Source organism: Planktothrix tepida PCC 9214, assembly GCF_900009145.1.
GTDB classification, from domain to species: domain Bacteria; phylum Cyanobacteriota; class Cyanobacteriia; order Cyanobacteriales; family Microcoleaceae; genus Planktothrix; species Planktothrix tepida.
Map to the genome: position 1 here is coordinate 84,798 of NZ_LN889801.1, position 16,884 is coordinate 101,681.

General features: G+C 42.0%; 12 protein-coding genes. 6 read left to right on the forward strand and 6 right to left on the reverse strand.

What is annotated here, in order from left to right; translation table 11 throughout:
• Positions 1–48: 48 nt before the first annotated feature.
• Positions 49–1,371 (forward strand): aromatic ring-hydroxylating dioxygenase subunit alpha, encoded by a 1,323-nt coding sequence (locus tag PL9214_RS13215; RefSeq protein ID WP_072719275.1) that lies wholly within the window; start codon positions 49–51, stop codon positions 1,369–1,371.
• 93 nt (positions 1,372–1,464) lie between these two features.
• On the opposite strand, the gene purF is transcribed toward PL9214_RS13215, so the two are convergent.
• Together purF and purL are read right to left on the reverse strand one after the other, a co-directional pair.
• Entirely contained in the window at positions 1,465–2,946 is a 1,482-nt protein-coding gene (purF, locus tag PL9214_RS13220; RefSeq protein WP_072719276.1) for an amidophosphoribosyltransferase, read from the reverse strand.
• Positions 2,947–3,245: 299 nt separating this feature from the next.
• Entirely contained in the window at positions 3,246–5,591 is a 2,346-nt protein-coding gene (gene purL, locus PL9214_RS13225) for a phosphoribosylformylglycinamidine synthase subunit PurL (RefSeq protein ID WP_072719277.1), read from the reverse strand.
• Between the two features lie 341 nt (positions 5,592–5,932).
• Between purL and tadA the strand changes: the two genes are divergently transcribed.
• From tadA to PL9214_RS13245, 3 genes are all read left to right on the forward strand, one after another.
• Positions 5,933–6,412, forward strand: coding sequence for a tRNA adenosine(34) deaminase TadA (gene tadA / locus PL9214_RS13235; RefSeq protein WP_072719278.1), 480 nt, complete (start codon positions 5,933–5,935; stop codon positions 6,410–6,412).
• 108 nt (positions 6,413–6,520) lie between these two features.
• On the forward strand, positions 6,521–7,231 hold the full coding sequence (locus PL9214_RS13240) for a lysophospholipid acyltransferase family protein (RefSeq protein WP_072719279.1): 711 nt from the start codon (positions 6,521–6,523) through the stop codon (positions 7,229–7,231).
• A 56-nt stretch (positions 7,232–7,287) separates the two neighbouring features.
• Positions 7,288–7,728 carry a hypothetical protein gene (locus PL9214_RS13245; protein WP_072719280.1) on the forward strand — a complete coding sequence of 147 codons (441 nt, stop codon included), beginning with the start codon at positions 7,288–7,290 and terminating at the stop codon, positions 7,726–7,728.
• Between the two features lie 87 nt (positions 7,729–7,815).
• On the opposite strand, the gene PL9214_RS13250 is transcribed toward PL9214_RS13245, so the two are convergent.
• Positions 7,816–8,010, reverse strand: a complete 195-nt coding sequence (locus PL9214_RS13250; protein WP_072719281.1) for a hypothetical protein — start codon at positions 8,008–8,010, stop codon at positions 7,816–7,818.
• Between the two features lie 484 nt (positions 8,011–8,494).
• Here PL9214_RS13250 and PL9214_RS13255 point away from each other — a divergent pair, with 484 nt between their 5' ends.
• Both PL9214_RS13255 and rne read left to right on the forward strand, forming a co-directional pair.
• On the forward strand, positions 8,495–11,155 hold the full coding sequence (locus PL9214_RS13255) for a TIGR03960 family B12-binding radical SAM protein (RefSeq protein ID WP_072719282.1): 2,661 nt from the start codon (positions 8,495–8,497) through the stop codon (positions 11,153–11,155).
• A gap of 1,239 nt (positions 11,156–12,394) precedes the next feature.
• Positions 12,395–14,656 (forward strand): ribonuclease E, encoded by a 2,262-nt coding sequence (gene rne / locus PL9214_RS13260; RefSeq protein WP_072719283.1) that lies wholly within the window; start codon positions 12,395–12,397, stop codon positions 14,654–14,656.
• 129 nt (positions 14,657–14,785) lie between these two features.
• Here the strand turns inward: rne and PL9214_RS13265 are convergent, their stop codons facing one another.
• The 3 genes from PL9214_RS13265 to PL9214_RS13275 form a co-directional block, all read right to left on the reverse strand.
• Entirely contained in the window at positions 14,786–15,274 is a 489-nt protein-coding gene (locus tag PL9214_RS13265) for a hypothetical protein (protein WP_072719284.1), read from the reverse strand.
• A 218-nt stretch (positions 15,275–15,492) separates the two neighbouring features.
• Positions 15,493–16,338, reverse strand: coding sequence for a M56 family metallopeptidase (locus tag PL9214_RS13270; RefSeq protein ID WP_072719285.1), 846 nt, complete (start codon positions 16,336–16,338; stop codon positions 15,493–15,495).
• A complete protein-coding gene (locus tag PL9214_RS13275; protein ID WP_072719286.1) occupies positions 16,338–16,760 on the reverse strand; it encodes a BlaI/MecI/CopY family transcriptional regulator in 423 nt (140 codons plus the stop codon). The genes PL9214_RS13270 and PL9214_RS13275 overlap by 1 nt, the downstream gene beginning before the upstream one ends.
• Positions 16,761–16,884 lie beyond the last annotated feature (124 nt).

Sequence of the window (16,884 nt, forward strand, 5' to 3'; positions counted from 1 at the left end):
CTTAAGCTGTTCCTTGCTATATTATTGAAAGTCTTTGGAGAAAAAGAGATGACAACACCCGAATTTAACTTTTTCCAACACTGGTATCCTCTAGTTCTTCTAGCCGATCTTGATCCTAAATATCCCAAACCAATCACCCTATTGGGAATGCGTTTAGTGATTTGGAAACCGAAAGATCAACAACATTATCAAGTCTTTTTAGATGAATGTCCCCATCGTTTAGCTCCCTTAAGTGAAGGCAGAATTGATGAAAAAACGGGAAATTTAATGTGTAGTTATCACGGTTGGGAATTTAATTCTCAAGGTGTTTGTACTCGCATCCCCCAAGCCGAAAACCCGGAATTAGTGAAAGATAAATTTTGTGTTCAAAGCTTTCCCACCCGTGAACAACAGGAAATTTTATGGGTTTGGACTGATCCATTATCTCCTGAGTTAGCTGCAAAAACTCCCTTAGCTTTATCCCCTCAAATTGATGCTAAAAAAGGATTTGTTTGGAGTTCTTTTTTTCGAGAATTAGACTATGATTGGCAAACGTTAGTCGAAAATTTAGTTGATCCAAGTCACGTTGCTTTTGCTCATCATGGATTACAAGGAAGACGAGAAAATGCTCAACCGATTACGTTTGAACTTCTGCAATCAACAATCCAGGCTATTGAAGCCACAATTTCTGTTGCAGGTCGTACAATTAAATTTTATCCCCCTTGTCATATAGAATATCAAATTGAATTTCCTAACAGTAAAAAAGTTGGAATTTTGGCATATTGTATTCCTGTTTTACCCGGAAAATCCCGATTAATTAGTTTCTTTCCTCAAAACTTTGCTAAAACTTTAGTTCAGCTTAAGCCTCGATGGTGGGATCATATTATGTTGCGGAATTTAGTCATGGATAGCGATATGATGCTACTCCATCAACAGGAACGCTTGTTACAACAAAATCACCCGAATCAAACCTGGAAAACCGCTTATAAAATGCCAACCAGTGCTGATCGTTTAATTATTGAATTCCGTAAATGGTTTGAAGAGTATTGTCACGGACAGTTACCTTGGAAACAAGTTCATATTCCGGTTCCTGAATATTCCCCTTTTAATGATAACCGTCGCCAAGTTCTGGATATTTATCACCAACATACCCAACATTGTAGTAGCTGTCGAAATGCTTTAAAAAATATTCAACGGGTGCAATTAGGGTTATTAATTTATTTTGTATTAACAGTTTCCATTGTCGCGTTAATGTCAGATTCTCTTCGGTCACAATGGGGAATTCCCTTAATAGTGATCGCCCTTTTAGGATTAGGAATTTATGGCGGGTTAAAATATTATTTAGAACCTAAATTTTATTTCGTTGATTATATTCACACCGATAAAAAGTAGGATGAATTTTTCCCCATCAAAACACCCTAAAAAACAACCCATCAAAACTCTATCTTGAATAGAATTCTGATGGGTGAAGCTCATCCGACGAGGTTAAACCGTTGCGGTTTTTTCTAATATTAATTTAGAGCGTTTGACTTTTTCAGGAATATCAATGGGATAATTCCCCGTAAAACACGCCGAACAGAAAGTATTAGGATCTTCCTGTGTCGCTGTTAACATTCCTTCCCAACTCAAATAAGCTAAAGTATCCACCTCAATTTGTTGGCGAATTTCCTCAATAGATTTCGTCGCCGCAATCAATTGTTCTTGACTATCGGTATCAATTCCATAGAAACAAGGATGGGTTACTGGAGGAGAAGAAATTCTCATGTGAACTTCCGTTGCACCCGCATCCCGTAGCGCCTTAACAATTTTGCGACTGGTTGTTCCTCGGACAATAGAATCATCCACAATGATCACCCGTTTACCTTCTAACACATCCCTTAACGGGTTTAACTTCATGCGAATTCCTGACTCCCGCATACTTTGGGTAGGTTGAATAAACGTCCGTCCCACATAACGATTTTTAATTAAACCTTCAGCAAAAGTAACGCCTGACTGTTGGGAAAATCCAATGGCGGCGGGAATTCCAGAGTCGGGAACGCCGATGACAATATCCGCATCTACAAAGGATTCTCTGGCTAAAATCCGACCAATTTCCATGCGATAACTATAGAGACTTTCGCCACACATCACACTATCAGGACGGGCAAAATAAATCATCTCAAACACACACAATTTCCGCGCAGGTTTCGGACTCCAGTGAAAGGATGCCATTCCTTCTTCGCTGATCCAAACCAGTTCCCCAGGTTCCACATCCCGCAGATATTCTGCCCCAATAATATCTAATCCGCAGGTTTCTGAAGCCAAAACATACCGTTTAGGATTGGTCGGTAACGTTCCAATCACTAAGGGTCGAATTCCATTGGGGTCACGCACTCCCATTAATCCTTTTGGAGTACCAATCACTAAACTATAAGCTCCTTGGCAGAGGTTAAAGGCACTTAACGCTCCTTCCAACCAATCTTTGCCATTATTGACTTCTGAGGCGATGGCTAAGGCAATCATTTCGCTATCCGTCGTGGTCAGAAAGTCAAATTCACGCTTGGTTAATTCCTCACGCAATTCCCCAGTATTGACTAAATTACCATTATGTGCTAATGCGAGGGAACCTAAACGAGTTGAGACGACCGCAGGTTGAGCATTCACCACCCGACTCGATCCAGTGGTGGAATAGCGGGTATGGCCCACCGCAATATAGCCAACGAGGTCGTTTAATAGGGTTTCATTGAAGACTTGGGACACTAAACCCATGTCTTTATGTAGATGTACCTTGTCGCCCTCAAAGGTGGCAATTCCGGCGGATTCTTGGCCTCGGTGTTGGAGCGCGTACAGACCAAAATAAGCCAGTTTTGCAACATCCTCACCCGGAGCATAAACCCCAAAAACGCCACAGGCTTCTTCTGGTTTATCGGGTTGTTCGTGATCAACCGGGTGGGCAGAGTGCGTATCAAGGGAATCGTTTGGAATCATGTTACGGTTTGGCTCCTGATTGGCAAAGTCAGATGGTGGGAACGGTATAACGCTACTGGATTATAGAGGTAGAATGACTAAAAAGTTAATATTCTCTTAATCTTGTCCCTCTTTACTGTAGCTTATTTGACACGGATCAGGGAATAAAATCAGTTATCAGTTATCAGTTATCAGTTATCAGCGTGTAGAACTCAGATTTTGATCATTGGTTAACATCTTGATGAGTCTGTACGGACGGACTCCCGCTATGCGAGTGAATCAACTGTCTATTTCTCGACTGATCACTGATCACTGATTATTCATAACCGTCGTTCAATAGCGTTTTCATAGGAAACCTGCATTTCTGCAACATTAACCTCTATTAAGCTCTGATCATCAGCCGTGAGAATTTGTAAAGATTCAGACACCGACCCCACAGAACCTAAAACCTGCCAGATGTCGTGTTCTGTTCCTAACTGTTGTTGCAGATAGGTTTCCCAAACCGATTGATTTTCAGGCTTAACAGAAACCAGAATCCGTCCCCCGCCTTCTGCGAACAAAATATTATCCCAACGCACAGAAGCGGTAGAACTTAAACTCAGCTTAACCATTGCGCCTTTTTGACTACTCATGCAGCATTCAGCTAACGCCACTGCTAACCCTCCTTCGGCACAATCATGGGCCGATTGAATCCAACCTTGACGAATGCCTTCCCGACAAGCTGCTTGTACCTTTTGTTCTAACTCAAAATCGACTCTGGGCGGTTTCCCTGCAATGGTTTGATGAACTACAGCCAGATATTCAGACGCTCCTAACGTAGGTAAGGTTTTGTCATCCCCCAAAAGATAGATTAAATCCCCTGAATTTTGCCAAGCTTGGCCACAAATTTTCGTTAAATCTGAAATCAATCCCACCATTCCCACCACGGGAGTCGGATAAATGGCTTCAGGATTTCCTTCTGCATCAAGGGTTTCATTGTAAAGCGATACATTTCCCCCCGTTACGGGAGTATTAAACGCTTTACAGCCATCGGAAATTCCCCGACAAGCTTCGGCTAACTGCCAATATCCGATGGGTTTTTCAGGGCTCCCAAAATTTAAGTTATCCGTCACCGCCACAGGTTCAGCCCCCACACAACTTAAATTCCGGGCGGCTTCGGCTACTGTTGCTTTTGCTCCTTCGTAGGGGTCAAGATACACATACCGAGAGTTACAGTCTACCGTTGCGGCTAATCCCTTATTAACTGACCCTTGGAAATTTGGAACAGGTTCCAACGGCCTTAACCGAATCACCGCCGCATCTCCACCGCCAGGAACTAAAACGGTATTATTTTGAACTTGATGATCATATTGACGATAAACCCAGCGTTTAGAGGCAATAGAAGGGGTATCTAATAACGTTAATAATACCTGATTCCACGATTGAAATTCGCCGTTAATTTCAAGTCCTAAAATTGTAGATTGAGGTAAAGATTCCGGTGTCCACTGCCATGCTTTTTGAGCATATTCTGGGGGTTCTGATAATATTTCTCGCGGATATAACGGCGTATTTTCTGCTAAAGCATCGGCTGGTATTTCCGCCGCAATTCCCCCTTTAAATAAAATTCTAACGATGGGTTCTGCAATGACTGTTCCTGCAACAACCGCTTGCAATCCCCAACGATGGAAAATCTCAATTAACTCCGGTTCTCGTCCTTTTTGAGCCACAAATAACATTCGTTCTTGAGATTCCGATAATAGATATTCATAGGGAACCATCCCCGTTTCTCGCACCGGAATTAAGTCTAAATCGAGTTCAATTCCGACCCCACCTTTTGCCGCCATTTCTGACGTTGAACAGGTAATTCCTGCGGCTCCCATATCTTGGGCTGCCACCACCGCCCCGGTTTTAAACGCTTCTAAACACGCTTCAACTAAAGACTTTTCTAAAAACGGATCTCCCACCTGTACTGCGGGGCGATCTTGTATTGATTCTTCGCTTAATTCAGCACTAGCAAAACTCGCGCCCCCCATGCCATCCCGCCCCGTTGTTGAACCTACATATAACACAGGATTTCCAATTCCTGAAGCTCCTGATTTAACGATTTCTGGGGTTTCCATTAACCCAATTGCCATCGCATTAACTAGGGGATTTCCATTATAAGCCGGATCAAAATAAACCTCTCCTCCAACAGTCGGAACCCCGAAACAATTCCCGTAATTAGAGATACCTGAAACAACGCCTTTAAAGATTTGTCGAGTTCGGGAATCTTCTAAGGAACCAAACCGTAAAGAATTTAATGCAGCAATAGGACGCGCCCCCATTGTAAAGATATCCCTTAATATTCCTCCGACTCCTGTGGCGGCACCTTGGAAGGGTTCAATGGCTGAAGGGTGATTATGGGATTCGATTTTAAAGGCAATATGGAGTCCATCTCCAAAGTCTACAACTCCGGCATTTTCCCCAGGGCCAACTAATATTCTCTCTCCCGTCGTGGGAAATTGTTTGAGGAGGGGACGGGAATTTTTATAACAACAGTGTTCACTCCACATCACGCCAAACATCCCCAATTCTGCTTGATTGGGGTGTCGTCCTAAGCGTCGGACTATTTCTTCATATTCTTCCGGTTTAATGCCTTCAGAGGCGATTTCTTCAGCAGAAAAGGGAGTATTGGTTTCGGTAGACATGGGTTAAGCGATCGCACTTTGCAGACAGCATTGTTTATTGTATAGCAAGGGAGAGGCAACAGGGAACAGGAAGGAAAACCTTCTGGGATAGCCCTACTTATTGTTTATTCTTACCGATAATATTTGTCCAAAGCTAATTAATATACTTCATCATGGCTACCAATATGTACAAATACAGCCTTTTCATCTTCGGTAAAGTAGAACAATACCCAATAATACCCTGGCATCATAATCTATAATAAAACTCCAAAATTCTTTAAGCTTGCCCGATAGTTTATGCGTTTTTAAACTCGGATCGTAAGGATTGACTGCAAACTGTTCCAATTTCCCATAATTGCCTCATGACCTTCCCCCAAATTAACAATTATTCCATCCATCAATATTGGATGAATCAAGCGTTAGAATTAGCGCAACAAGCAGGAGAAGCCGGAGAAGTGCCCGTTGGAGCTATTATTATTAATCATAATAATCAATTAATTGCCCAAGCTCAAAACCGCAAAGAACGAGACTTTGATCCGACGGCTCATGCAGAAATATTAGTGCTACGAGAAGCGGGAAAACAATTAAAAAATTGGCATCTCAATACTTGTACCCTCTATGTGACCCTAGAACCTTGTCCCATGTGTACCGGAGCCATTTTACAAGCTCGTTTAGGGTTACTGGTTTATGGCGCAGATGATCCTAAAACGGGTACTATCCGCACCGTTGCGAACCTTCCTGATAGTGCTTGTTCGTTTCATCGGTTATCGGTTTTAGGAGGAATATTAGAATCTTCCTGTCGTCAACAGTTACAAGCTTGGTTTGCTCAAAAACGCCATTGAAAAGCTTTGCTGAACAGACAATAGAAAAACTGTCCTGAACCCCATAGATAATCCCTTTTAAACTTTTTAATCTAAAGTTAAGAGGTTTATTTGATCCAGAAAACCATTATGCTCATCCTTGACTCTCATCAATCTTCTGCAAAAATGTCCATCCCGACAAAGGAAACACCCACTAATTCTGATGTTTCCCCCTGGTTAGCTTCCTTGGTTTACCCCTTGGGACGATATTTTGTTTTACCGTTCTATTTCAAATCCCTGGAAGTCATTGGCCAAGAACATCTTCCCAAACAAGGCCCTGTTATCTTAGCACCCACCCATCGTTCTCGTTGGGATGCTTTGATCGTTCCCTTTGCGACGGGTCGCCATGTCACCGGACGAGATTTACGATTTATGGTGACAGTGGATGAAATGAAAGGACTCCAAGGCTGGTTTATTCGTCATTTAGGAGGGTTTGCAGTGAATCAAAAACACCCGACTATTGCCACCCTCCGTTATGGGTTAGAATTACTCCACCAAGGAGAAATGTTAGTGATTTTTCCAGAAGGTAATATTTTTCAGGATCATCAAGTTCACCCGCTCAAACCGGGACTTGCTCGTTTAGCACTACAAGCGGAAACCAGCTATCACAATTTAGGGATTAAAATTGTACCGATGTCCTTACACTATGATCCGATTATCCCCCATCAAGGTGCTCGTGTTCAAGTTAGGATTGGTTCGCCCTTATCGGTTCTTGATTATTCTCAAGGTTCGATTAAGAAAAATGCTCAATCTCTGATGCAAGATTTAGAATTTGCTCTCCATCAAATTGATCAGCAATAACCGTTATAATCAAGATTAAGAGTCAGCCATATGTTGTTTGGATTAAATCAATACGAATGAACTCTAGCTTGAATTTCCAGCCCGGTCAGATTGTGGGATTAAATCATCTCAACCGTTGTTTATATGCAGAAGTCATTCAAGTTGTCGAATTTCGGGGAGTGTGTTGGGTACGCCCTTTGATGTTAATTGAAAGGTTAGCCGATCAAGATCAAGGTGATTATTTGGATGTTCCTAATACCCCAGAATCCTTTATTTTGTACAATTTGCAACAAAGCCCTGATTTAATTTGGCCGACTCAGTTATTTAGAGCCGCTTTAGATACGGAGGTGATTCCCTTCTTAGCTCAGTTAGACGCTCCAGATGTCAATTTTCCGGGAATAAAACCCGTTAATGCTCGTTCTGCTCACCAACAATTGCGAGAGTTTATTCGTCAGGTTTGGCAAGCTTATCCTGATGTTTTTCAGTCTGTTGATCATCCTGAAGTTGATGTTAAATGAACTGAAAAACACGTTTAGTAAGCACCGTCAACCTAATCGCTGAAAATATTTTATTTGGCTATATCAAAATTTTAAACCGTGAACTCATTAATGGCTAGAAATTAACCGAATACGACCTGCATCCATTTCTTCCATTAAGAGTTCTAAGGCTTCATAATCCACATCTGAAATATAACCGAGTCGGGTTAACTCAGTGTTAATCGCATTCTCAATTTCAGGGGTCAGACATTTGAAATAGAGTGCTTTTTCAACCAATTTACGAATCATATTCGTTGCTGACATGGCAGGTACAGAGAACTCAGATAGCTTTATTGTCTTATAAACTGTTATTTTGACTTGTGATCACATCCTTTGATTCTGCGTGATCCCTATCACTTAATTTTCAGGAACTTTATTGATAGTTATTCTGTCCCCAATCCATCCTTCTTAAGGAATATTTTTTAGTGTCATTGGATACATTTTACTTAAAATCTAGCTTCAAAAATTAATCGGTCTTTTGTTTCGGTAACAACTATTTTATGACACTTGAGGCTCGAAATTGCTGTATTAATTGTTACTCTTTTCTGTAAAAGAAAAACGGTACTCTAGCCTAGTCTTATTACCCAATCAGTCTGATCACAACTCCTACTGAAAACAATAACATCCTGATTTCGGTAACATTTATACTTTCTGGTCTAGGTTAACCCCTCAGTTTCTGCTACAATGAGCCAGTAGAATTATCGATTAAAACCTTAAAGATTGTCCTTTTATACAGGTGAGGTTGACTTTGGCAGTCGCAGTAGAACAACTGATTACACCGGAAATTCACCAACCTGCACGTTATTTGGGTCAGGAGTTAGGCGCGAAACGCAAACCTTGGGAGTCCGCCATTGTGCGTTGGTCGTTGACCTATCCTGAAGTTTATGAGGTGGGAGTCTCTAATTTGGGCCATGTTATTCTCTACAATATTTTAAACACTCAACCTCGGCAATTATGCGATCGCGCCTATCTCCCGGCACCGGACTTTGCTAAAAAATTACGCGACACCCAAACCCCTCTATTTGCTGTTGAGTCCCGTCGCTCTTTAATTGATTTTGATATCTTAGGATTTAGCCTCAGCTACGAATTAGGGGCAACCAATATCCTAGAAATGTTAGATTTGGCTGAAATTCCTTTAACCTGGAAAGAGCGACAAAATTATTCGGTTTGGGCTAATGAAAACGAAGCTACTCAACGCCATTATCCGTTAATTTTTGCGGGAGGACAAACGGCAACTTCTAACCCTGAACCCTACGCTGATTTTTTTGATTTTATTGCTTTAGGAGATGGCGAAGAATTATTACCCGAAATCGGATTAATTATTGAAGAAGGCAATAAAAATAACTTAAATCGAGAAGAAGTTTTATTAGATTTAGCGCAAATTCCAGGGGTCTATGTTCCCCAATTTTATCAGATGGCAGAAGATGGTTCTGTTCATCCCTTACGGGCTGATGTTCCAACTCAAATTTTAAGACGGGTTGCGGCACCAATGCCCGCTTATTCAATTAAATTTGTCCCCTATGTCCAAACAGTTCATGATCGATTAGTGATTGAAGTTCGACGGGGTTGTACAAGGGGATGTCGCTTTTGTCAACCCGGAATGTTAACCCGTCCGGCGCGAGATGTGGAACCGGAAGCGGTGATTCAAACCGTTGAAAAAGGCATGAAAGAAACGGGTTACAATGAATTTTCTTTATTATCTTTGAGTTGTTCCGATTATTTATCCTTACCCTCGGTGGGAATGGAAATTAAAAACCGCCTCAAAGATTACAATGTTAATTTAGCTTTACCGAGTCAACGGGTGGATCGCTTTGATGAAAATATTGCTAATATTATTGGGGGAACTCGACAAAGTGGGTTAACCTTTGCGCCTGAAGCCGGAACTCAACGGATGCGAGATATTATTAATAAAGGGTTAACTAATGAAGAATTATTAAAGGGAGTTAAAACCGCCTTTGAGCAAGGGTGGGATAAAATTAAACTCTATTTTATGATCGGTTTACCCGGAGAAACCGATGCCGATATATTAGGAATAGCCGAAACCGTTGCTTGGTTACAACGAGAATGTTCGGCTCAAGATCGCAGAAAATTAAGCTTTAATTTAACGATTTCTAACTTTACCCCCAAACCTCACACCCCGTTTCAATGGCATTCCGTTTCAACCACAGAATTTGAACGGAAACAAAAATTATTAAGGCATGAATTTCGCCGGATGAAAGGGGTGAAAGCGAATTTTACTGATGTTAGAATATCAGCAATGGAGGATTTTGTCGGTCGAGGCGATCGCCGTTTAGGATCAGTTGTTCGTAGAGCTTGGGAACTCGGCGCGGGAATGGACTCCTGGTGGGAAAGTTTAGATCGGGCGTTTGGTGCTTGGACACAAGCGATAGAAGAAGCGGGTTTAAGTTGGAAATATCGTCAAGTTGAAAGCGGAGAATGGAGTTTAATCCAATCTGTAGAAACCCATGAAAACCCCGTAGAGGCGCGCCATGGCGCGTCTCTACAGATGGATCAAACTTTATTAGATCAGCCGTTACCTTGGGATCATATTAATAGTGGGATTGAAAAAGATTGGTTAAAAGCAGATTTAAAACGGGCGTTAGAAGCGGCGACTGTTCCTGATTGTTCTTTTGAGAGTTGTTCCCATTGTGGCGTTTGTGGAACTGATTTTGGTCATAATATTGTCATAGAACCTCCAGCTATTCCTAAATTTTCTGGTGAATTTATTCCCAATTCTCAAAAAGTCCAACGGTTAAGAGTTTGGTTTGGCAAATTAGGGGATATGGCTTTAGTCGGTCATTTGGATTTATTAAAATTATTAGATCGGGCGGTTCGTCGTGCTTCCCTTCCCCTGGCTTTTACCGCCGGATATCGTCCTAGTCCGCGAATTTCTATTGCTTATGCCTTACCATTAGGGGCAACCAGTAGCGGAGAAATTGTTGATTTTGAATTAACAGAATTCATTGATTTAGAAGAATTTCGCCAAAAATTAGCCGAAGGTTTACCCGAAACAATACCCCTATATTCTATCCAAAATATTCCAGTCAATGCTCCTTCCTTAACGGATGTTGTTAAACAAGCAGAATATCATTTAACCGTCCAGTGGAAATCCGAAACTGGAAATTCACCCCTATGGTTAGAGTGGATAAATCGCGTTAAATCTACATCAGAAATTCTATGGGAAAAAACCACAAAATCAGGGAAAAAGAAATTAATCAATTTACGAGAACAGTTACAGGAACTGGATATTATTTCCCCCAAAGGGACAGTGCTGCGTTATGTCGGAACTTGTCTTAATGATGGGACACAACTGCGACCGGAACATATTATTGAGATGTTAGAACAAGTGACTCACCAAGAGTTTCAATTGTTGCACATCCACCGTCAGCAGCTTTTAACCCACGACTAACAAAGTTCTACGGACTGAGAAAATTTGCATTTTATCCAGTGTTATAATACAATTCGGTAAGCCAAGTTTTGTGGCGTAGAGGCGGGTTCGTCCAGATCTAGGCTACAAACCGACAATATTGCTAAACCCACCTGGATTCAGCTAGGGTTGTCAGAATCAAAAAATGCAGGCTGACGCTAAAATAAACTCAATCAAAAGTGTTCATTGAACAAAAGCTACTGCTATCTCTCAACGCTGAGGAAGAAGTAGACCGAAGGGTTATCGACTTACGCCAAAGTCACCTTGATGGCTGACGACAGTTGTATAAAACCCGATCCTCATTTAGAAAGGATGGGAAAACATTGGACAACTCTTTGTCAATTGATAATCAATAGATAGTCAAGAATCAAGGGTTTAGAAAGGTTGAGCTTTGAAACCCCAACCTACTTTTAGGAGTAGCGTACCTGTCCCTTGGGCGGTTGAGAAATCCAGAAACCTTAATGTTGCTGAAAGTTAGGGAAATCAGGAAGAAAGTAGCGGAGTCTCGTGTGGGAACATTCGCTTTCTTGAATAGAACTAGGGGGAAGGTTGTTCCAAGGTTAAGCCTGTAGAGAATCATCTTTGATGGGAATACCGACTGAGAAGGATCTTAATACAGGAAAAAATTGGGTCAATATCCAAAATTATCCTAGGGTTGCAGTAGCTCAAATTCAATTCATTTGATTTGCAATGTGGCATCTGTTTGTGCCAGTATTTGACAATAAAACTTTCTCTGGTATATGTCTTAAGACCAGAACAAAACAAACTTACCTGAAGGGCCTAGGTTTAAGTCCAGTTCAGTGAGGATTAGGGGATATTGTGTAGCTTAGACCGTGCGATCTAAGCTGTACGCTCTAAAAAACTTTTGAGAAGGCGGATACGGTGTGCTGAGTCTGTCAAGAGGGAAACCCCTGTCAAACCCAAGTATCGTTTTAGACAGAAAATGATGAAGGCTAACGGATAACAAATAACCTGCTTTCATTTCAGTTGCCCATAACGGTTTAAGGCTGACGGTTGATGGATTTTTGCGATGGGATTAGGTTAGGTATTAACTGTTATTTTTAAACAATCACTCACCTAATTTCCTCCGGCTTCCTGTCTTCAGTTTTTAGTCTTCCTAAAGGGCGACAATTCGCATTAATAGATTTACTAATCACGTCAATATTGCGAGGTACACGCAACGTAGGTGCCTTCAATATGACTCAGTTTTGAGGGAATTGAATGTCAAAACAAATTATTATCGCAGAACAACAACGCATCGCGGCGGTTTTTTCAGAAGATCAAATTCAAGAACTGGTTGTAGCGACCGGAAATCACCAAGTCAGTGATATTTATCTGGGTATCGTTGAAAATGTCCTACCAGGGATTGATGCAGCATTTGTCAATATTGGAGATCCTGAGCGCAATGGATTTATCCATGTTTCCGATTTAGGGCCATTACGATTAAAACGAACGTCTGGTTCCATCACCGAATTATTAACCCCCCAGCAAAAAGTGCTGGTACAGGTGATGAAGGAACCGACGGGAACTAAAGGCCCCCGGTTAACTGGAAATATTTCCTTACCCGGACGGTATTTAGTGTTAATGCCTTATGGCAGGGGGGTAAATTTATCTCGGCGCATTCGTTCAGAAACAGAACGCAACCGTTTAAGGGCTTTAGCAATTTTAATTAAACCCTCTGGAATGGGGTTATTGGTGCGGACAGAAGCCGAAGGCATGGCTGAAGATGCGATTTTAGAAGATTTAGAAAGTCTGCAAAAACAATGGGAAGTGATTCAACAAGAAGCTCAATCTTCCCGCCCTCCGGCTTTGTTAAATCGAGATAATGACTTTATTCAACGGGTGCTGCGAGATATGTACAGCACCGAAGTTAACCGAATTGTGGTGGATAACAGCCCGGCGGTTAAGCGGGTCAAACAACATTTGATGAATTGGAGCGTCGGAAAAGCACCTCAAGGGGTCTTAATTGATCACCACCGGGAACGAATTCCGATTTTAGAGTATTTCCGAGTTAATGCAGCCATTCGAGAAGCCTTAAGACCCAGAGTTGATTTACCATCAGGCGGTTATATTATCATTGAACCGACGGAAGCTTTAACGGTGATTGATGTTAACTCTGGCTCCTTTACCCGTTCGGCGACATCACGAGAAACCGTGTTATGGACAAATTGTGAAGCCGCCACGGAAATTGCCCGTCAATTGAGGTTACGCAATATTGCTGGGGTGATTATTGTGGACTTCATTGATATGGATTCCCGGCGAGATCAATTACAAGTCTTGGAACATTTTAATAAAGTTCTCAAAGCCGATAAAGCCCGACCCCAAATTGCTCAATTATCGGAATTAGGGTTAGTAGAATTAACCCGTAAACGCCAAGGCCAAAATATTTATGAGTTGTTTGGGCGAACCTGTGCCACCTGTGGCGGTTTAGGTCATACCGTTCATCTACCGGGAGAAATTGAACTCGAAATCGGAGAACCCCCCGCCGAACGAGTTGTCCTCACCAATAATCGGATTGTTCCGCCACCAGCCAGTAGTGAATCCCCAGAACGACCTAGTTTACGCACTCCGATTTCCCCCTATGAACCCACTTCTCGGGAAGAACCCGAAGTCGTTGAATTTGATGCGTCTAATAATTTCCAAGAGTTAGAACTGCTCAACCATCCCAGTTATCAAGATATTGGAACCAGTAACGCCCGTCGCCGCCGTCGTCGAATTCGGGATATGGATTCGTTAACGCGAGATGAAGAAACCCCCCGGACTTCCCTGCGGATGTCTCCTCCGGTTCAATATGGCGAGTCTCGTTCGGATATGGGGGGATTCAGTGAAGGGTTCTCCGCCCGAAGCGGATTCAGTGAACGCAGTCGTCCCACAAAATCCGAAATTATTAAACCGCCTGTGGAACCCCCGGAAGTTGTTTCGGTGGAAATGACCCCAGAAGAGCAGGAAATGTATGCGTTGATGGGGATTTCTCCCTTGATGCTCTCCCATCAACAGGTGAAAAACCCTCGTTCGGTGATTGTTACCGTTCGTTCCCCTGGGGAAGCCCCCGTGTCTCCCTCAACCCTCATCGATGAAGACTATGACGAACCCGACATTCCTGGGATTTCCATAGGGGTCACAGACCGGATTATTCCTGAACGGACGATTTCTGAACGGATTATTCCTGAACGGACGATTTCTGAACGGATTATCCCCGAACGGTCGATTTCTGAACGGATTATCCCCGAACGGTCGATTTCTGAGCGGATTATTCCCGAACGGACGATTTCTGAACGGATTATCCCCGAACGGTCGATTTCTGAGCGGATTATTCTGGAACGAGAAACACCAGAAGTTGAAGAACCGGAACCCACCCCAGAATTTTCTATTTTGGAAACCGATAATGAGGATTTCTCAGAAGAGTCTTCTGACTCAGACCATGAACCGGGTGAACCCATTATTCGTCGCCGTCGCCGTCGGTCTTCTGCGGTTACAGAGTAAGCTGTCCTTTTCCAACAAACTCAGCGTTGAAATCGCCTCTAAGGGTTAGAGGCTAGGGTGTGGGGGGAACAAAGTGAAGTAGAGAGTATCAATGATGTTATCCTCTCTTCCTGTGTCCCTACACCCCTCTTATTTTTGAACTTCGATAATTTCTGTATCTCCAATTTCTTGATCATGAACCATTAACATTTCATGACCATTTCCTGTTAAACCCACTCGAATTTCATGGCGTCCTGGTGGCAATTCGGGGAGATAATACCAATTTCCATAAATTCGGGTTACTTTTTTGCCATTAATATAAAGATGAGCGTGTCCTTCTTGATAGGAACTCATGGCTTGATTGACATTTTCAGGTGTTAATTTAAAATTCGTTAATTTTAACTCTAAATTCCATCCTTGACGGGCATCAGGATGGACAATTAAATCAACGGTTGGAATGGGTTGACCCGGAGGAATCGTCACGGTTTTATGATGACCAGAAGAGGAATGGTGCTGTTGTTCATCGGCTTGGACAGATAATAGACCCAATCCTGTAAAATGACTCAAAACCATTCCCAATAGTAGAGAAAATCCCAGCACAACGTTTTTGTCTTTTCTCAGATTAAATTGCCAGTTCATGAAATCAAGACCCTATATCAAGAAAGTGTTTTTCCTTTGTTCTGGTCTTGATTTCTCACCCTCATGTTATTCTTGTCAAAAGACAGTTTGTCAAACTTATAGGAAATTCAAAAATGTTAGCTAAAAATCCTTTATCGGGTAGCTAATCACTTTTTACTATCCTCTATTTTCTGTTCCCTGTTCCCTGTTCCCTGTTCCCTGTTCCCTCTTTCCTAAATTTAAGAATAATGAAAAGGAACTGTAATCCAAGGTAAACAAACCCAGAACAGTAACATCCACATCCACCATCCCCAGGTTAAAGTATCAGAATCTTCCGCTAAAATAGCATCGATTCGCTCTCCTAAACGACTACTCCGAATCGAACAACTAAACGATAAATTGCAATAAGTTGGAGATTTAAACGGAGCTTTGGCAAGATATAATAAAGATTCTGCTAACACTAACGGATCGACTTTTTGGGTTGCATAACGGTCAGCCCGCATTTCTCTTAATAACAGTAATTCTTGCCATAGATTCTCTGTATTGGGTAGCCAAACTGTGAAAGTTTTTAACCAACCTAAAATACAAAACCAAAAGGTATCTCGATAGTTTAAATGAGCTTGTTCATGGGCAATAACGGCTTCTAAATGGAGGTCATCTAAGGTTTCTAATAATCCTCGACTCACCACTAATTCCGGTTGCCAAAACCCAACTTGAGCACTGTAGGGAAAATCATCTTGTAAAATTCGGGCTGTTTTTCCCATCACCACCTGTTGAGACAGACAATCAATTCGGTGTTGAGACTGACACAATTGACTCAGTAACTGAACCCCTGTGAACAGTCCCCAAGCGACAAACCCCACAGCTAGTAAATAACTAAACCAACTCGCTTGGAGTCCTAACATTTCCCCTTTTGTCCCCATCGACAACACCGCCAACGCCGTCATCAACAATACTAACGGAGGACAAACAAATAAAAATAGAGATTTTTGCCAACGTTGATGCCAACTTCTTCCTTGAGGTAAAGGCATCACTCGTAAACCCAGCGCCACTAAGAGTGCTAATAAAATAATCATTAAGTGCATTATTGTTGTCCCTCCCGTTGACGACGAATGGCATCCAGACGTGAGGCAATGGCATCAATTTGTTCTAAACTTGCTGTATCCAAGCTATCGGCAAAAGAAGCCACTACATCAGGATTACCAATCGCTAAAAATCGATTTAAACGATCATAAGCCAAAATAGCCTGCGCTTGTTCACGGGTGACTAAAGATTGCCAATAAAAAGCACGTTCCTGTTTATTACAGGTTAACCAACCTTTATCGGTTAAACGGCGTAAAACTGTTGTGACTGAAGTATAAGCTAATTCTCGATTAGGGTCAGCTAAAATTCGTTCATGAACATCTTTAACCGTGGCAATACCCAAGTCCCAAACGATTTCTAGGATTTCCGTTTCTAATGGGCCGAGAGACAGTTGGCGAGGACGATAATCTGGCAAAGGGGCCATAAGGAATTAAGAGAAATACAACTAATTCGTTAGTTTAGTGGATGATTTGAACAGAAATCAAGGATTGGTGATGTTTCGACATGAAGATCTAATAAAGATACACCTCTCACCCTTTAATTGATCC

What these genes read in the sequence shown, in the direction of transcription:
- PL9214_RS13215 (WP_072719275.1), top strand. Translation starts at nt 49, where the DNA reads ATGACAACACCCGAATTTAACTTTTTCCAACACTGGTATCCTCTAGTT.
- purF (WP_072719276.1), bottom strand. Translation starts at nt 2,946, where the DNA reads ATGATTCCAAACGATTCCCTTGATACGCACTCTGCCCACCCGGTTGAT.
- purL (WP_072719277.1), bottom strand. Translation starts at nt 5,591, where the DNA reads ATGTCTACCGAAACCAATACTCCCTTTTCTGCTGAAGAAATCGCCTCT.
- tadA (WP_072719278.1), top strand. Translation starts at nt 5,933, where the DNA reads ATGACCTTCCCCCAAATTAACAATTATTCCATCCATCAATATTGGATG.
- PL9214_RS13240 (WP_072719279.1), top strand. Translation starts at nt 6,521, where the DNA reads ATGCTCATCCTTGACTCTCATCAATCTTCTGCAAAAATGTCCATCCCG.
- PL9214_RS13245 (WP_072719280.1), top strand. Translation starts at nt 7,288, where the DNA reads ATGAACTCTAGCTTGAATTTCCAGCCCGGTCAGATTGTGGGATTAAAT.
- PL9214_RS13250 (WP_072719281.1), bottom strand. Translation starts at nt 8,010, where the DNA reads ATGTCAGCAACGAATATGATTCGTAAATTGGTTGAAAAAGCACTCTAT.
- rne (WP_072719283.1), top strand. Translation starts at nt 12,395, where the DNA reads ATGTCAAAACAAATTATTATCGCAGAACAACAACGCATCGCGGCGGTT.
- PL9214_RS13265 (WP_072719284.1), bottom strand. Translation starts at nt 15,274, where the DNA reads ATGAACTGGCAATTTAATCTGAGAAAAGACAAAAACGTTGTGCTGGGA.
- PL9214_RS13270 (WP_072719285.1), bottom strand. Translation starts at nt 16,338, where the DNA reads ATGCACTTAATGATTATTTTATTAGCACTCTTAGTGGCGCTGGGTTTA.
- PL9214_RS13275 (WP_072719286.1), bottom strand. Translation starts at nt 16,760, where the DNA reads ATGGCCCCTTTGCCAGATTATCGTCCTCGCCAACTGTCTCTCGGCCCA.